Origin of the sequence: Lysinibacillus sp. FSL P2-0066, from assembly GCF_037969495.1 — a bacterium.
Taxonomy (GTDB): Bacteria; Bacillota; Bacilli; order Bacillales_A; family Planococcaceae; genus Lysinibacillus; species Lysinibacillus boronitolerans.
Window position 1 is genome coordinate 3,847,481 of sequence record NZ_CP150202.1, and the last position, 16,764, is coordinate 3,864,244.

15 protein-coding genes and 1 riboswitch are annotated in these 16,764 nt (G+C 37.8%); of the genes, 4 read left to right on the forward strand and 11 right to left on the reverse strand.

Features of this window, described 5'->3' with window-relative positions; all coding sequences use genetic code 11:
* Nucleotides 1-165 precede the first annotated feature (165 nt).
* Complete coding sequence (locus tag MKZ14_RS19195) at nt 166-879, forward strand: hypothetical protein (protein ID WP_333004933.1); 714 nt, start codon at nt 166-168, stop codon at nt 877-879.
* 28 nt (nt 880-907) lie between these two features.
* Here MKZ14_RS19195 and map read toward each other — a convergent pair whose 3' ends face one another.
* Both map and thiT read right to left on the reverse strand, forming a co-directional pair.
* Nucleotides 908-1,663 carry a type I methionyl aminopeptidase gene (map, locus tag MKZ14_RS19200; protein ID WP_004225600.1) on the reverse strand — a complete coding sequence of 252 codons (756 nt, stop codon included), beginning with the start codon at nt 1,661-1,663 and terminating at the stop codon, nt 908-910.
* 162 nt (nt 1,664-1,825) lie between these two features.
* Complete coding sequence (gene thiT / locus MKZ14_RS19205) at nt 1,826-2,386, reverse strand: energy-coupled thiamine transporter ThiT (protein WP_036076950.1); 561 nt, start codon at nt 2,384-2,386, stop codon at nt 1,826-1,828.
* 133 nt (nt 2,387-2,519) lie between these two features.
* Nucleotides 2,520-2,627: riboswitch (TPP riboswitch) on the reverse strand.
* A gap of 126 nt (nt 2,628-2,753) precedes the next feature.
* Between thiT and MKZ14_RS19210 the strand changes: the two genes are divergently transcribed.
* Both MKZ14_RS19210 and MKZ14_RS19215 read left to right on the forward strand, forming a co-directional pair.
* Nucleotides 2,754-3,077, forward strand: coding sequence for a DUF4870 domain-containing protein (locus MKZ14_RS19210; RefSeq protein ID WP_036076947.1), 324 nt, complete (start codon nt 2,754-2,756; stop codon nt 3,075-3,077).
* Between the two features lie 55 nt (nt 3,078-3,132).
* Nucleotides 3,133-3,255: a hypothetical protein gene (locus MKZ14_RS19215; protein WP_280522773.1), complete on the forward strand. Its 123-nt coding sequence runs from the start codon at nt 3,133-3,135 to the stop codon at nt 3,253-3,255.
* 41 nt (nt 3,256-3,296) lie between these two features.
* Here MKZ14_RS19215 and MKZ14_RS19220 read toward each other — a convergent pair whose 3' ends face one another.
* The 9 genes from MKZ14_RS19220 to MKZ14_RS19260 all read right to left on the reverse strand — a co-directional run bounded on the left by MKZ14_RS19220 (nt 3,297) and on the right by MKZ14_RS19260 (nt 15,900).
* The gene (locus tag MKZ14_RS19220; protein WP_339280344.1) at nt 3,297-6,377 is read right to left on the reverse strand and encodes an SMC family ATPase; all 3,081 of its coding nucleotides are present in this window, start codon (nt 6,375-6,377) and stop codon (nt 3,297-3,299) included.
* On the reverse strand, nt 6,374-7,531 hold the full coding sequence (locus MKZ14_RS19225) for an exonuclease SbcCD subunit D (RefSeq protein WP_339280345.1): 1,158 nt from the start codon (nt 7,529-7,531) through the stop codon (nt 6,374-6,376). Before MKZ14_RS19225 ends, MKZ14_RS19220 begins: the two co-directional genes overlap by 4 nt.
* A 139-nt stretch (nt 7,532-7,670) precedes the next feature.
* Complete coding sequence (locus tag MKZ14_RS19230) at nt 7,671-8,573, reverse strand: GDSL-type esterase/lipase family protein (RefSeq protein ID WP_339280346.1); 903 nt, start codon at nt 8,571-8,573, stop codon at nt 7,671-7,673.
* 29 nt (nt 8,574-8,602) lie between these two features.
* The gene (locus MKZ14_RS19235; protein ID WP_339280347.1) at nt 8,603-9,832 is read right to left on the reverse strand and encodes an aminopeptidase; all 1,230 of its coding nucleotides are present in this window, start codon (nt 9,830-9,832) and stop codon (nt 8,603-8,605) included.
* Between the two features lies 1 nt (nt 9,833).
* Nucleotides 9,834-10,982 (reverse strand): DEAD/DEAH box helicase, encoded by a 1,149-nt coding sequence (locus MKZ14_RS19240; protein ID WP_258860037.1) that lies wholly within the window; start codon nt 10,980-10,982, stop codon nt 9,834-9,836.
* A gap of 213 nt (nt 10,983-11,195) precedes the next feature.
* Nucleotides 11,196-11,897, reverse strand: a complete 702-nt coding sequence (locus MKZ14_RS19245) for an amino acid racemase (protein ID WP_016993481.1) — start codon at nt 11,895-11,897, stop codon at nt 11,196-11,198.
* Entirely contained in the window at nt 11,894-13,126 is a 1,233-nt protein-coding gene (locus tag MKZ14_RS19250) for a hypothetical protein (RefSeq protein ID WP_036076939.1), read from the reverse strand. Before MKZ14_RS19250 ends, MKZ14_RS19245 begins: the two co-directional genes overlap by 4 nt.
* A 55-nt stretch (nt 13,127-13,181) precedes the next feature.
* Entirely contained in the window at nt 13,182-14,171 is a 990-nt protein-coding gene (locus MKZ14_RS19255; RefSeq protein WP_016993478.1) for a C39 family peptidase, read from the reverse strand.
* 232 nt (nt 14,172-14,403) lie between these two features.
* Nucleotides 14,404-15,900, reverse strand: coding sequence for a long-chain fatty acid--CoA ligase (locus MKZ14_RS19260; RefSeq protein WP_339280348.1), 1,497 nt, complete (start codon nt 15,898-15,900; stop codon nt 14,404-14,406).
* A gap of 244 nt (nt 15,901-16,144) precedes the next feature.
* Here MKZ14_RS19260 and MKZ14_RS19265 point away from each other — a divergent pair, with 244 nt between their 5' ends.
* The gene (locus tag MKZ14_RS19265; RefSeq protein WP_048394823.1) at nt 16,145-16,738 is read left to right on the forward strand and encodes a metallophosphoesterase family protein; all 594 of its coding nucleotides are present in this window, start codon (nt 16,145-16,147) and stop codon (nt 16,736-16,738) included.
* The last annotated feature ends 26 nt before the right edge of the window (nt 16,739-16,764 follow it).

Genomic DNA, 16,764 nt, shown 5'->3' on the forward strand with positions numbered 1-16,764 from the left:
GTACTAAAGAAAGATATGGATGCCTATCAGACATGGTAAATTGTAGGTATAAATAGTAAAACAACACAATACATTGTTGGAAATTTCCGTTATAATAAAAAAAGTGACAGTACTATACTTATTTGTCTTTTCCCTATACAATCTAACACGAAGGGAGAGGAAAACATGCCTCGGTTTATTATGATGACAATCTCTTATCTTGTCTCAATCATCCTAACCTTTTCATCCTTTTTCGTGAACATCAACGGTCAATCTTCGCTAGAAATCGCTAATCGTTTTTCTGTTGTATTTGCACCAGTTAGTGTAAGTCATGTAATTTGGATTATCATTTATTTTTTACTCGGTTATTGGTTAGTTATGAACATGAAAAAGACAACTTTGAAACAGTCTGCGCTTTTTAGTTGCATAAATATATTACAAGCATTGACGTTATACGTCTGGCATCATGAGTTATTTATTGTTTCTCTTGGCATTACATTACTCTTAGTCTTGTATTTATTTATGTTGTATAATACGTACCCTCTTCAGGACAAAGCCTTGTCTGGTCGTATTCCTTTCTCCATTTATTTGGCATGGATGACATTTATTTTTATAACAAATACAAGCTTTACGTTAACGGCTTATGGTTGGAATGGCTTTGGTCTCAGTACGCCTCTTTGGGCAGTGATTTTACTGACATTAGGAGGAGTAATTGCACTACATATCCGTTTCCATCACTTTGATGTTATGTTTCCGAGTGTTTTTATTTGGGCTTATATTGGAATCGCCATACATAATGGTTTTGATGAGCTACTTGTCACTACAGCTGCTTTATTTTTATGTGGTGTTCTCTTTGTTGGCATTTTATTTATTAAAAAAAATCCTGCCTACCAAAAATAAATTGGTTAGCAGGATTTTTCATTGCATCCTATTCTTCGTCTAATGACGTTAAGATAATCGGTTTATCTTTTGTCACAATGACTGAATGTTCGATTTGAGCTACAAGTGATTTATCCGGTGTCACGAATGTCCAGCCATCACCAGCTTCTACGATATGCTCTGCATTTGCTGAGATAAATGGCTCAACCGCAAGTACCATACCTTCTTTCATAATGGTAGAATCCCATGCATCGTAATAATTTAAAATATGGTTGGGTTCATCATGTAAAGATTGACCTAAGCCATGACCTGTTAAATTCATAATAACAGTTAGGCCATTAGCATTTGCCTCGCGTTCAACTGCTTTACCAATTTGATTTAATTTAGATCCAGCCTTTACCTTTGTCATTGCTCGATCAAAGGCGCTTTTGGCAACACGACAAAGCTTTTCTTTGTCCTCATAGCCATCACCAACAACAAATGAAATTCCTGTGTCAGCAAAATAACCATTTAAAGAGCCAGAAACATCAATATTTACGATATCCCCTTCTTGAATAACACGCTTTCCTGGAATACCATGTGCTACTTCTTCATTAACACTAATACATGTATACCCTGGGAAATCATATTCTCCCTTTGGTCCAGAAATAGCGCCTGCCTCTGCAAACATGCGGCCAGCAATTTCATCAAGCTCAAGTGTTGTAACACCTGGTTTTGTAGCAGCTTTCATCGCTTCACGAATTTCAGCACAAATGCGTCCTATTTTTTTAAAAGCTTCAATCTCTTCTTGCGTTTTTACAATCATGTATAACGTCCCTTTCATCTAATATCTATTCTTTAATATAACATAACTTTTTATGCGTATAACGATAAACGCTTTAAATATTGTATGCTTTCCTACTTTGCAAAGTGCTAAAAGAGCTATTCACGACAAAAAAGTCCCTCCACTCATGTGAAGGGACTTGCATTAAGCTTTTCTTTGCATTAATTGTGGAGCGGCTGTGAATAAAAGAACACCAACGATTGCCGTTAATATAGTTGCTGGTAGCATATATGTACCATTGTAGATGATGGAATAGATCCATGCATTTTGGTCGCCCGCATATTCGGCAAAAAATACAGCACCAGCAATTGTATGTGCTGTGTATCGTAAGAAGCCTGCGAAAACGGTACCTATTATTATATAAAGTGCCATTTTTGTTTTATTCATATGTTTAGCAGCGTCTAACACTGGTCCACGTACAACCGCCGCTAAACCTACAACTGTAAAAGCAACTCCATAATCCAATAATCCTTGTAGCCAGTGCACTATATAGGAACCAAACATTGTTTGCATAACACCCACAAGTAGTCCCGTTGTTAACCCAGCTACTAAGCCCCAGCGAAATGCTATTAACATAATTGGTACCATAACAAGACTAACTGAACCGCCTTGTGCCCATACTTTAAAGGAAACTTGATCCAGTACGAGACCAATCGCTGCAAAAATCGCAATCTCCACTAGCATTAATAGTCTTTTTTTGTCCATACATATTCTCTCCTTTGTTCCGATGTAGGATACAAGAGCAGGAATAGAAAAGCGCTGATATGTCTCTTTCTGACACCTTTTTCCTTTAAGAATGAAAAAACGATGTCAGGACAGAGCCTCACATCGTACAAGTGTCGGTTTCTATCCACATCCCTACGCAAGCGTTAACTTACAGGTTCGAAGAGTCAAGGCATTACGTGCCCAGTCTCAGCTGACATCATCAGCTCCCCTTGTGGTCGTTACATCTGAATTTATTTGAACAATCTCATTGTACGCAATGGATAGGAGGATTACAACCTTCTATACAATATATTTTTTGAAACTTTGCTGTTTTTCATGCGTAAATATTTAAAAAGGAGGTACAACTATGGAGAATCAAAAAATTTTAGCTGCCTTTAGTTATCTTAGTATTTTCTTCGCCCCTTTTATCGTTCCATTAATTGTTTATTTTGTGACAAAAGACAGTGATGTAAAAAGACATTCGATTCGTGCACTTGTCTCTCATTTAATACCTTTTGTTTTTGGCATTCTATTCTTTATTGTCTTTGTTTTTTCTACATTTAGTTTAGATCCAACCTCCAGCAACAAGACCATGATGATTATTTGGTTTACTTCATTCGCCATCTATGCGCTCGTCTCACTAGGTATTGTGATTTGGAATATAATTCAGGCTGTTCGTGTTATCCGTTAATGTTTTATTTTTAAGTGAAACAGGTAGTAGTAATTGTAAAAGGAGCTGTTTTAGGATGAAAGTATCAAACGTTGTAAAAACTGCCGTCAAGTTAGCACCTATTGTTATTCCTATCGTAAAAAAAGTAATGGCTGCAAAAAAGGGAACAACGCCTACAACCCCAGCTAGAAAAAAATAAAACGAAGGCGTATTCCTTTTTTCTGGAAATACACCTTCATTTTATTTCACTTCAAAATGGGTTTGACTATGGCCATTCAATGTTTTTTCCACATGTAAAACCGCTGGCATCGCAGATTTCAATTCAGGTACATGCGAAATTACACCAATCATGCGACCAGAATCCTGTAAATCAATTAATGTATCAATTGCTTTATTTAGTGATTCCTCATCAAGTGAGCCAAAGCCCTCATCAATAAACATCGTTTCAATATGAATGTTACCTTGGAAGCTTTGAATCACATCTGCCATCCCCAATGCAAGGCTTAACGAAGCATTAAATTTCTCGCCACCTGATAATGTTTTGACATCTCGTAATTGATCCGTATAGGCATCATAAACATCAAGACCAAGTCCACTTTGCTTCGCATGCTTTTCTAACCTATCTGAGCGCCTAAGCTCAAATTGACCGTTTGATAAATGATATAGCCGTATATTGGCAGCAACTGTAATTTGATCTAAGTAATTAATTTGGATATAACGCTCAAAGGATAGCTTTTTCGAGTTTTGTCCATTTAATAATCCATAGAGCTCCTTTACTCGCCCTGCTTCTTGTTCAAGTAAATGAAGCTCTTTCGCTATTTCTTTCACCTTTTCACTAAAGCCTTGGCATGCTTGTGCAAATCCATTCAACTGTTGCAAACGTTTAAATGCTTCCTCATAAGAAATACGATGCTGTTCTACCCTTGCTTCCATCGCCACTAAATCTTGCTTCTCTTTCCCTTGAAGATATGTAGCCCCTTCGGTAATCTGGATTTGCAACGTGTGTACTTGTAAAGCATAGTCGCTACATGCTTTTCGAAGTGCATCTAATTGTATGACACTCCGTTTAGCAGTAGCATAAGCCTCATAGCTTTCGAAACCTATTTCTTGCATATTTGCTGTAAATTGCTGAAGCTTTTCATTTATTTTAAGCTGTAATTCCTCAAAGGACTGTTTGGCAATTTCTACAGTTAGTGTTGCATTGCTAGCCGCTTCCTTTGCTGCATGCAAATTTTCTTGACTTGCTTGCCAACTTTTTTGAAGCGCTTCTTTCTGTTTGCTAACATCCATAAGTTGTTGCTTTAATTGCTGTAAAGTTGGTAAATTAGCAGGCATCTGCTTAAGCTGTTCTTCTACAACTGCTTCTAATCTTGTCCATTCTTTTATCTGCTCCGCTAAATATTGCTCTAGCTTTGTTTGCTTATTCCGTAGTTGCTCTATTCGATCATGCTGATGCTTTATTTTTAATCGCACATCAGCTAGTTGATGATGAATGGCTTTTAATGCAGCAATCTCCTGTTCCACTTCATGTAAGGTAACGATGATTTGTGATTGGTTTTCTTGTTTAATATTTTGTGCCTCAAGTTGTTGCCAGGTATCTTGAAGTAGTTGCTGCGTAGATGCTAAAAATGCCTCTTTCTCTAGATACTTACGTTCGTCTGCGGATGCCTTCGCTCTTAATGCTTCCACTTGAGTAAGCTCAATCACTTCCAGTTGCTCATTGTGTGCTTTCTGATGTGTCATACTACCACAAACAGGACAAGGCTCTCCTTCCTTCAGCTGTTTGGCTAAAATACTAGCCTGACTCGTCAGCCACCGTTGCTGCAAAAGTTGAAGAGCCTCTTTACTTTCTTGATAGAGACTTTCTGAAGCAACTACATCCTGCCTAGCTAACTCTACGGCATGTTTATATTTCTCCGCTTGCTTGATTAAAGCAACCTGTTCCCGTAGTTTCGGTAATTGTTCTAAATAGCTTTCATAGGGTTCAACCTGTTTTTCATAGCCTTCTAATGATTGAGAAAAATGCTGTAATTGCTCTTGTTCATTTTCCAAAAGTTTGAGGTTATCATGTACTGCTCGTTTTGCATTTTCAGCATACTGCTCTGCTATTTGCAGCTGTTGTACATTGTGTTCATACGCTTCAAATTTCGGTAATAGCGCTAGCATCTCTATTTCCTGCTGTAAGATTTGCTGTCGTTCAGATTCTTTAGCCTCTTCTATCTCATAATTTTCTTGTGCTTCTTGCAACTGTTCTTGTGATTGCTGTTGCTTAACCTTTGCTTGTTGAAAAGCTAGTTCTTTTACATTCAGTTCAGCACGTAAATCCTTGCATTGTTGTTCTTGCAGCGTAAGTCGCTCTGCTTGTTCTGCTAAAGCAATCTCCTGCTCCTTTGCTCGGTATGAATCCTGCTGTTGTAAAAGTGTTTGCAACCGCTGCTGTCGATTAGCTTGCTCATCGAATTGCTCATTAAGCGTTTTTGCTAAGCGATAATATTCCTGCTCTTTTTGATGAAGGCTATACGCTTCTTCATAGTGTAGCAGTTCACTTTCTCCACATTTCTTATAGTAGCTAAGCTCCTCATCAAGCGCCTCTGTCAGTTGATGTAGATTCTCTGTATTATCAGCAATCAATGTGAATAAAGCGGATGAACGCTGTGGTAAGGCACCCACAATTTGACCAAGTAAATGTTCTTTTAATTGTTTGGCACGCTCAACATCACTTTCAGCCTCTTTACGCTTGGCATCAAGCTTTTTTGCCATGACACCGAAACGATCTGTTTTAAAGATTTTCCGTAAAATTACTTCCTTATTTGTTGAATCAGAGGTTAATAGTTTTCTAAATTCACCTTGAGGTAACATCACTATTTGGCTAAATTGATCTTTTGTGAGACCAATAATTTCCTGTAACTTCTTATCGACTTCAAGCGTTTGCTGTTTCTCTACAATGCTATAATCCAGCTTTCCCTCTTTTACTTCTGCTAGCTCTATTTTCTTCCCAGTAACCGTTTTATTTTTTTCTTTAATATGACCTGGCTGTCGTACTATTTGATAGACTTTCCCATGCATTTCAAAGACGAGCTCTACAGCTGTATATACATCATCATGCGCAAAGCCGCTTCTCAGTAAAGCTGTATCCTGCCGATCCTCCCCACTACCTGATCCGTAAAGAGCATAGCAAATAGCATCGAAAATAGTTGTTTTACCTGCACCCGTTTTTCCAGAAATGGCAAACAATCGATGCTCCCCTAGCTCTTGAAAATCAATTACTTCCGTGTCTTTATATGGACCAAACGCAGTAATTGTTAACTTTAATGGCTTCATTTTACAGTCTCTCGCTCCTCATCTAATAATTCCTGTAACATCTCTGTGAATAAGCGTTCCGTATCTTCATCAGGCTGAACGCCAATAATATTAGTGAAGAATGAACGGAATAAATCTATATCCTCTAGTTTTTCAGCCTCTACCACTTGTAGTTCACGTGATGTATCTTGCCTTAGTACCTTCCGTTCCACATGCATAGCGTGGGGATATACACTACGAATACGTTCCATCGGTGAAGTCACAGATATTGTATCCGTCAATCTAACAAATACATAATCCTCACTTGGTGTGTGCGTTAATAACTCCTCTAATTGACCTTCTACTACTCGCAGATCTCTTCTTGGCACAAGCTTTCTTTTACTTACTGTTGTATTACCTTGTTCATCTAATTCGATGATTAAAAAGCCTTTTTCATGTGAATGCTCAGATAACGAATATTTTAAGATAGAACCTGCATAGCGAATGGTTTCATTTAAGACAAAATGTGCCTTATGTAAGTGCCCAAGTGCCGTATAGTGAAAAGACTTAAATAAAGCTGCATTCACACAATCTGAGCCTCCAATGGAAAGTGGCCGCTCGGAATCACTAGTATTGGCTTCTTCCTCACCATACTTCGTCACAAAGGCATGTCCAACAAATACATGACGCTTACTTGTGTCCATGTCTTCCGTGATATGCTCAATAATTTTTTGCATGGCGTCTTGATGAGAACGGATTGATTCTTCTTCAAAGATGTTGCGAATAGCTACTGGCTCCGCATAGGGCACTAAATGGAAATGCACTTCTCCATGTTGATCATTCAAAACAATAGGTACATGATTTTTTGTAAATTGGCCCTTAATATATAAACCACTATCACTCATTAAACGACTACCAAAATTTAAACGACCTGCACTATCATGATTTCCCGCCACTGCTAGAACAGGAATCTTCTTCTCTAATACTATTTTCGCTAATACATCATTTAATAAATTAACTGCCTCAATAGGAGGCATCGAACGATCATATAAATCACCTGCGATGATAATTACATCTGGTTTTTCCTCATCTATTGCTTGTATAAATTGTTGAAGAATATAATGTTGATCTTCTGTCATATAGACGCCTTGAACAAGCTTTCCTAAATGCCAGTCTGCTGTATGAAATATTTTCATTCTAGTACCTCCTAGTCTTCTCTATATTTTAGCATGACTATTCCCCATCTAGTGCTCTCTAAAGGTTTAGTAGTTCTAGCCAAAATTGGTTTTCATAGAAAAAAGCATCTTATTAGGTAAGATGCCTTATATCAATTATTTAGATGTATTTGATAAATGCCTTATATCCTGGGAATCCCTGAATCACGTAAGTCGTACGTGGAGATTGATGTTGTACCACTTTTTGCTGCTGAGGCTTCACTGAGGATTGTTGCTTGAGGATATCCTCAAATGACATAGGATTTGGCTCTGGCAATTCTGATGAAGAGATGTTTAATGCACCACTACCACTATAAACCTGTAAAAATGAGTTAGCCATTTGTCGATAGCCTTCAAAATTTGGATGGACATCTGCACTATTTGGTAAGTAGTTAGTTGCATTCAATCCAAAGGCATCATAGACATTTATATAAGCCGCTTCAGCTTGCTCTGCTTGTTGTTGTAATATCGAATTTAATCTAACTAGCTGGGCATTGGTTCCTTCTTTTTGCGTCGGATGAACTGTTGGATAAGCAAAATAATAGCCTATAACATAGATTTTTGCTTTAGGCGCACGTTCTTCTAATTCATCCAAAATCGATATCATATTTTTTCTTGCCAAATTTAAAGCGTAATCTGCCTGAAGCTGTGAAAAAGCTAAGGTCCCTGCATTTGGGTTTACCTGGACAAGACGTAATAAATCATTAGCCCCTGCCGAAACTGTAATAAGTGTCGCATTTGCTAATAAATTTTGTGCTTCCTCAGTTCGTATTCGTTCTAATACATCCGCCGTAGTAAAGCCAGGAAAAGCCAGTTCTTTTGTATAAAATGATAATTGACCAATCGAACTTAATTTCATGGCAATCAAATCACTATACCCTACATCAATTTCTTTGTAGGGTGTTTGACCCGCTGCTAAGGAATCACCAATCGCCACATAGCTTTCTGTTTGAGCAAAAGCAGATGAAACCCAAAAAGTTATGAATAATATTGTCATACCTAGCAAGCTACATATTCGTTTCATCTGCTTCCCTCTTTTCTTTTTACTAAAGGTTAAAAAGCCCAGCTACCCTTGCGGAAAATTGGCTCAACTGTACCATCAGGTAAAATACCATCAATGTCCATTTCACCACTGCCAATCATGAAGTCTTCATGCGTCACAGAAATATTGGCACCCAAAGCTTCAAGTTGACCGTTTTCTAGGTCTCTACCGCCTTCTAAGCAAGTCGGATATGCCTCACCAATGGCTAAATGGTTTGAAGCATTCTCATCAAACAGCGTATTGAAATATAAAATCTCCGACGCTGAAATAGGTGATTCGTGTGGGACAAGTGCTACTTCACCTAAGTAGCATGAGCCTTCATCCACTTGAATAAGCTCTTGCAATAAATCATGCCCTACTTCAGCCTCTGCCTTAATAATTTTGCCCTCTTCAAATGTTAATTTAAAGCCATCGATGATATTGCCCTGATAGACTAATGGCTTCGTATTACTAACATAACCGTTTACACCTTGTTTCATTGGCAGTGTATAAACTTCTTCTGTTGGCATATTAGCCACAAAAACATTATCTTCTGGTGTTTTACTACCACCAGTTAGCCATTTATGCTGTGGTGCTAAAGCAATTGTTAAATCTGTACCTGGAGCTGTATAGTGAAGCTTTGCATACTTTTTATTATTCAAAAGCTGTGCACGAGATTCTAAATTAGCTACATGCTGACGCCAATTATCAACTGCATTGCCTTCCCCAATATGCACCGTTTTAAAGATAGCTTCCCACAATGCAGGCACCTGCTGCTCTTCTGGTAATTGAGGGAATACCTTTGCTGCCCATTTAACTGAAGGAACGGCTACAATGGACCAAGCAATTAAATCCTTCATGACTGCATTGCGATAGTTTTTCAATGCTGCCCCTGATACTTTTTGATGTGTTGCTAGTCTGTCTGCTGGAATTCCTGTTAGCTTATCAGGATCTGCTGCATCAATCCATAATAGAGCTCCTTTACGTTCAATCAGTTCATCACGCATTTTCACAACCCATTCAGGGAAGCGATTAAATTCCTCATCGGAAGCATGCTCAAAATAAGCACGATCCAATTCATCATCGGAAAAGTTTACATGAACACGGCCTGCCCCAGCCTTGTAAGCCTCTTTTACAACTAAACGGGCAAAATCTAAAGCATCCACAGATGTATTGACTAATAAGTACTGACCTGGTTGGATGTTCACACCCACTTTTACTGCAAGCTCTGCATATGCCTGTAATTTCTCTTCAAATGTCATACTATTTCCCTCGCTTCTGTCCAATTGTTTTAGAATTACCTTCAATCAGCTCGCCATCATGCCATATTTTTTGCACAGGCTTGCCTGGAAGTTCCCTTGTCCATTTTTTATAGGTTTTTTCATCACGATAAGATAATAAGGTTAATACTTCACCATCTGCTCCAGCACGGCCAGTACGACCAGAACGATGCAAATACTGTTCAATTGTTCGTGGGACATCAACATGAATAACATGTGTTAAACCAGCAATATCTAAACCACGAGCTGCAATATCTGTTGCAATTAAAATACGTGCGTCCCCTTTACGGAATGCATCTAACGCTTTTTTACGTTCTTCTTTCTTCATATCAGAATGGAGCGTAACAATCGGTGCTGAACGGTATTGTAGTTTTGTTTCCTTCATTAATAATTGATCGATATTATTAACAAAAGCCAGCGCTCTTAAACCCTCTGTATGGGAAAGTCGGCGCAGGAAATCCGTTTTATCACGCTCTTCTACCTTTACAAAAGAATGGACAACTTTACCGACCTTTAACATGTCCTCAGGCTTAATTTTAAAACGCAGTGGCTCAAACATCATACGACTTGCCACTAATTCAATTTCCTCTGTAATCGTAGCCGAAACAACAACTACTTGTCGGCCATAGGCAGAACCTTCGATAAAGGATTTAATAACAACACGGTATTCACGACTTAGTAATTGATCACATTCATCTAAAATAACCGTTTCGACTTCTTTGAGTTTTAATTTTCCTGCTCGTGCTAATTCGTTTAAACGTCCAGGTGTGCCAACAACAATTGTTGGCTTTTTCTTCAACTTTTCAATTTGACGAGCAGAATTGGCACCACCAATCAGCTGCTGAACAGTAATGTCTGTTCCAGCTGTCCACTCACGAATGACTTCTACGATTTGCATAGCAAGCTCTTGTGAGGGAGCTACGATCAGTCCTTGTGTTTGCTTTTTTGCCCCATTCACTTTATTTAATAATGGTAAGACATATGCTAACGTTTTACCTGATCCTGTTGGTGACTCCGCTACAATATCTTTGCCTTCAAGCATAGCTGGTATCATTTCATCTTGAATTTTCATGGGTGTTTCAAAGTTCCATTTTGCTTGTAGTTCTTCTTTTAATAAATTAATGACTGACATGTTATTTCCCACCTTCTATCTACTTGACACTAGTTTAACACACTCCGCAGGTTCCTACTTTATATGTACGTAAGCAATTGTCTAATCGTTTCAAGAAAACATTGCTTGCTTTCATAAAAAATCTGCTTCACTCAACACGGCTGACCACAACTCTTTCAAGAATTGTAGCTTACCCGTAAAAAGCAAGCAGATTCTTTTCAATTCATTTAACGACTAATCGACTAATTCATAACCACAAGCTAAAATGGCACATTCAGCTAAAACGATTAATGAATCAATATAAATGTTACTTAGCTTCAAATCTCTGTTAACAATAGAAAGCTCTGTACAACCTAATACAATTCGATCGCAATTTAATGCTAGCATCGCCTCTTCTATCGGTTGCCAATCTTCTAGCGTAACATCCTTCCCAGCCTTGACGTAATCATAAATGATCGACATCACATAGGATCTCATTTCATTATCTGGAACAACTGGTGTAATACCAAATTCCTCAAGTGCATCCTGATACATCCGTGACGTTAACGTGCCTGTTGTTGCTAAAATCCCTACACGCTTCGCTCCTAAATCAGCAGCACGCTTCGCTGTTTCGCGAATCATATGCAATACAGGTATAGGAGAACCTTCTTCAATTTCATGATAAAACGTATGTGCCGTATTACATGGGATAGCAATTACGTCTGCTCCTACCGAAGCTAGTTTTTTTGCATCCTCAATAATGACAGGAACTGGATTATCCTTTGTATTATCTAAAATAAAAGCCGTACGGTCAGGAATATTTGTATCATTATCAATGATGGTATGTAAATGCTCCTGATCCTTTTGTGCCTTCGTACGTCTTACAATCATTTCACCAATAAACATTGTTGCAAGTGGACCAACGCCACCAATTATACCTAAAGTTTGTTTTTTCATGTGTTAGACAGACCTTTGTTATTAAAATATTTCTTATAGCTGCGATAAAAGCTTAAATTATCTAGCGTGACATTCAACCAACGTTTTGCATTCATATCCTTATAATTAAAAATAGAATCTGTAGCCATACCTTGACGAATTAAACTTTTCGCTTCCATTACTAGTTGTTCATTTTGAACATATTTGAACAGCACACCATTCGGTACAATTGTCCAAAGATGCTTGTTCTTCACGTATGTTAGTTGTTGTTTACTTCCGCGAACATAATCGTCCGCTACATACTGCATTAAATTGAAGCCACTGGCCGTCACATAATAATTGGAAAGTTCATTATGTAATTCAATACTCAACAATTTATATTGACCATCACGATCATCATATTTCATATCAAATGTGGCAAAGCCATGGAATTGTATCGCTTCAAGAAATGACTTAACATTATCCATTAATTCCTGATGATAGGTTGTCATAATCGCTACATAACGCCCTATCCCTTCTGGAGAATGCTCTTCTAAAATAGGATTTCCTACCGCAAGAAGTTTTGCCTTTCCATCTTGTCCTATATATGCATTAACAACACGCATGTTAGCGTCTTCACCTGGTATATATTGTTGAATCATCAGATCATCACGATAAGCTGATTCTTTATAGATAGCACGTAATATACTGTCCTTTTCGTCCTTATCATATGCAATATATACTTTTTTCTTACCAGGAAAAATACAAGTAGCATATTTTGTCATATTCATCGGCTTAATGACAACTGGATAATCAAATGGCATGTCGTAGTCTTCATAATCATTCACCGTGCAAACATGTGAGGCAGGGTATTGAAAACCAAATTGTGCGCATAGTTCATACATGCTTTCACGAGTTAAAAGTTGATGCGCAAGTGGTGCGTCTACATAAGGAACTAGAAAATTCTCTACTAACTCCTCTTTATGTTCAACGATTTTTTTGACATAAAACTCATCACAGGCTAATAGCAGTAATTTTTTTTCTTTGAACTCCTCCGCAATAGCTTTTAAAGCGGTCACAAATCTTTCTTCGATATGAAGTCGTGGTATCTCACGAAAAGTCCATAAATCACTTTGTTGAATTTTTTCCATGTTCGTATGGTTTAGTGCAAGCGGCTTCACTCCATAGGCTTCGTAAAATGCTCTGGCCATGCCATAAGCATTCATTTCATCTCCAAGTAAAACCGGTAAAAAAACGTGCTCAATGGCCATTCTACTCAACTCACTTTTGCTTTTTTATTAGTGTAACATACTAACGATTTGTAGCTTATTTATGAACAGCTACAGCCTGTTTACCTAATTCCTGATAACTTTTGAAAAATTGTTCGACATTGTACGTAACATACCCTTTTAAAGGATCCATTACGACTACCTTATCACCTAAATGTCCCGTCAAGACAACTGCATGTAAGTTCATAAAAGCATCATGCGGAGTTGTTTCCCCTGTATAAATCCAGCCTCTTTCTGCTTTTCGTTTAGGCTTTGATAAATCTAGCGTTACCCATGTCACGACAGGAATACCTTCACGCACAAGCTGTAAAATATCATCCTGTGAGGCGTTACTCATATTTTTGACATGTAAGTCAGCTTGTTTATCTGTAATAACTGCCTCAGCCGCTTTGACAATTGGAGCAGCAAAAACATACATGCCACGAGCTTTATCACGAGGATTACCTGCAAAAGCTTCATTTGGATTTGGTCCAAAACGTTGATTGCCTACTGTTCGTATTTCTTGCTTTGGTAAATATTTGTCAGTCATTTCAAGTTTTGACACGTTCATTCCAAAATAATTTAATACAGCTGTGAGTGATGTAATTTCACAACCATGTGGCAGCTCAGGATTTTGCATGACAACAGGGACATCTAACTCCTGATCGTCTCTTAAAAAATGTGTTTCCAATCGATAATAGGGCTTTGTTGTATCGTAAGTGAAATTCTCGATTGTTGTATACCCATCGTTTGTCGAACTATTTTCAAGTGTGGTTGCAGCAATTGCATATTCTCGCCCTGCCTTTAGCTTTGAAAATACAGCCTCTCCCTCTTCTGAGCCAATTGCTTCTTCCACTACATCACCTGTTTGTACATCTGTAACCGTAAGGAAAAGATTTGGAATAGGTGCCCCGCTATTAAATTCTACTGTTAAAACCGTTAATTGACTTTTTTGTTCAGCATCTTGCCGTGAAAATGGCTGACAGCCTGAAAGTAACATAATAATCAAAATGCCAATAAGTAAAAGGCGTTTATACCACGTCCACAAGACAAATTCCGCTCCTATTCTAAGGCGAAGAGCACCCCCTTCGCCATTCTAATTATTCAATTTGTCGTAGTAGACTCTATTATACGATACTTTCATAGCCGTTCCTATTTTATCTTGATTTAGTAGCTATTTTTTGTACCAAAGTGAGCGGCAAAATTACACAAATCTCCTTCTTTACGAGTAAGCTTAAAAAATCTGAACAGTAATTATACTAAGAGATAATTGAAGTGACTCACATCGTTGTCACTTTCGGCCGTAATGTATGCTTTAGTACCTTACCAGAGGCATTACGTGGCAATTCTATTAAAAACTCAATTTCATATGGTACTTTATATTTAGCAAGTCGTGTTTGACAATAGGATAGTATCGAATTTTCATCAAGAGATTTTCCATCCTTTAACACTACAAATGCTTTTGGTACTTCTCCGTATACTTCATGAGGCAACCCAACCACTGCTGCTTCTAAAATTTCTGGCATTTGATATAGAACTTCTTCTACTTCAATTGGGTAAATATTTTCTCCACCACGAATAATCATATCTTTTTTTCGATCTACAATATATAAATAGCCTTCCTCATCAAAGCGTCCTAAATCGCCTGAGTACAACCAGCCATCCCTAATCGCTCTTGCTGTTTCCTCTGGATTGCGTAAATAGCCCTTCATTACTTGTGGTCCTCTTACGCATATTTCGCCCACCTCTCCAGCTGGTACGGTCTTTCCTTCACTATCAACTACACAAACCTCTGTCTGTGCTAATGGTTTTCCAACTGAGCCAATTTTCGTCAATGCATCCGTATCTAATAAAGAGGTAGCTGCAGGTGAATTTTCAGTTTGACCATAAAGATTTTGAACCTTTACATTTGGAAATGCTTCTTTCACTTGCTTTACAAGCTCATAAGGCATCGGGGCAGCACCGTAACATAGTAAACGTAAATGATTAAAGCTATGTTCCTTGAATCCAGGAGTATTTAATATAATGGTATACATAGATGGAACACCAAAGAAAATTGTCGCCTCAGTAGCTACAATTTGAGCTAACGTTTTAGTTGGTGAAAATGCTTCTTCAATGACCACTGTTCCCCCTCTATAAAACATAGGCATAGCAAATACATGAAGACCTGCACAATGAAACAAAGGCGTACAAATAAACATTTTGTCCCTGCTAGACATATTCATAGAAGACGACCAAATATCTGCTGTAGCCACGATATTCTGATGCGTTAGCATGACGCCTTTGGGTTTACCTGTTGTTCCCGACGTATACATGACCACTGCCGTATCGTCAGCCTCTAATTGCACAATTTTTCTAGCACGATTATCATATTCAATTATGTTTTTCATTTCTTGAAATCCGATTGTATGTTGGAATGAATAAGAAACGTCCTCTAATACCTCTGTTAATCTTTCATCAAAAATTAAGCCCCTTGCTTGAGAATGATTAAAAATAAAATCAACCTCAGGAGCAGCTAATTTAGTGTTAATTGGCATCACAATAAATCCAGCTAATTGGACACCTAAATATGCGATTAAAAATAAATCTGAATTGAGCGTATATAGGGCAATCACATCATCCTTTTTAAAATCTTGTTCCTGCAAGTAAGTCGCAAATCTTTCTACACGTTGGTAAAAATCATGATAGCTTATTGCCTTTCCATTATACAATGTTGCAATTGCATTTGGTTGCTGCCCTGCATAGTCTTCAAGAATATCTGTCATAAACTTCGTCATTATAAGCCCTCCATACTTTCATTTTATTATTATTGAATAAACAAGAATGGGAAACTATTAAACTTCTTAAAATTCTGAAAATTACGATTATATTTTATCAAGCAATGTATTTCTTGGCAATTTTTCCACACATTCAAAATATGTAGCTGAAGTAACGAAATATTCATAGACATTTTACTTTTCTAGTAATTTCTATTAGGTGTATGATACTTGTACGATTATTATTAGGAAAGGCCGGGTTTAAATGCTTTATGCACTTTTAGGAGATTTACATTCTAATATAGAAGACACTAAAGCTGTTCTAGCTCATATTCAACAAACAGCAGAGGAAGCAACAATCATTGGGTTAGGGGATTTATATGAATGCACTGTTAGTAAGAAAAAGGCACAAACCATATCTGGCTTACCTTTGCAAAAAGCGGCCATAGTAGAAAGTGAATTTGAAAAACTGCTAACCTTCCCCTCTATTCGAGGCAATCAAGAAGAACGTATTACTCAGGTCACTGGCATTGAACGTTTTAAAGCTTTACCAGAGACGATAGAGATTGATGGAGCCACGCTTATGCACGGACATCAATTTAGGTGGAATGTAAGCTGGCAACCGACTTTCCCACACTTTCAAAAACCATTATTTTTCTTCGGGCATAGTCACGAATCAGGTCTTTATCATCAACAAAAAAAGCTGCCGATTCGTATTCGCTACGGGCAACCAATTGCGTTACAAGACAAACAATATGGTGTGAATGTAGGCTCTGTTATCAATCACCGTGAATGGTGTCTTTATGATAGCCAAAAGCGTACAGTGACATTTATGTGTGTTCCACCTATTAATCTATAAAAGAGCAAGCTAGTATGTAGACTAGC

Coding starts and splice junctions, on each gene's coding strand:
- MKZ14_RS19250 (WP_036076939.1), bottom strand. CDS start 13,126: ATGGCCATTGAGCACGTTTTTTTACCGGTTTTACTTGGAGATGAAATG.
- MKZ14_RS19225 (WP_339280345.1), bottom strand. CDS start 7,531: ATGAAAATATTTCATACAGCAGACTGGCATTTAGGAAAGCTTGTTCAA.
- thiT (WP_036076950.1), bottom strand. CDS start 2,386: ATGGACAAAAAAAGACTATTAATGCTAGTGGAGATTGCGATTTTTGCA.
- map (WP_004225600.1), bottom strand. CDS start 1,663: ATGATTGTAAAAACGCAAGAAGAGATTGAAGCTTTTAAAAAAATAGGA.
- MKZ14_RS19210 (WP_036076947.1), top strand. CDS start 2,754: ATGGAGAATCAAAAAATTTTAGCTGCCTTTAGTTATCTTAGTATTTTC.
- MKZ14_RS19215 (WP_280522773.1), top strand. CDS start 3,133: ATGAAAGTATCAAACGTTGTAAAAACTGCCGTCAAGTTAGCACCTATT.
- MKZ14_RS19195 (WP_333004933.1), top strand. CDS start 166: ATGCCTCGGTTTATTATGATGACAATCTCTTATCTTGTCTCAATCATC.
- MKZ14_RS19230 (WP_339280346.1), bottom strand. CDS start 8,573: ATGAAACGAATATGTAGCTTGCTAGGTATGACAATATTATTCATAACT.
- MKZ14_RS19245 (WP_016993481.1), bottom strand. CDS start 11,897: ATGAAAAAACAAACTTTAGGTATAATTGGTGGCGTTGGTCCACTTGCA.
- MKZ14_RS19235 (WP_339280347.1), bottom strand. CDS start 9,832: ATGACATTTGAAGAGAAATTACAGGCATATGCAGAGCTTGCAGTAAAA.
- MKZ14_RS19265 (WP_048394823.1), top strand. CDS start 16,145: ATGCTTTATGCACTTTTAGGAGATTTACATTCTAATATAGAAGACACT.
- MKZ14_RS19220 (WP_339280344.1), bottom strand. CDS start 6,377: ATGAAGCCATTAAAGTTAACAATTACTGCGTTTGGTCCATATAAAGAC.
- MKZ14_RS19260 (WP_339280348.1), bottom strand. CDS start 15,900: ATGACGAAGTTTATGACAGATATTCTTGAAGACTATGCAGGGCAGCAA.
- MKZ14_RS19240 (WP_258860037.1), bottom strand. CDS start 10,982: ATGTCAGTCATTAATTTATTAAAAGAAGAACTACAAGCAAAATGGAAC.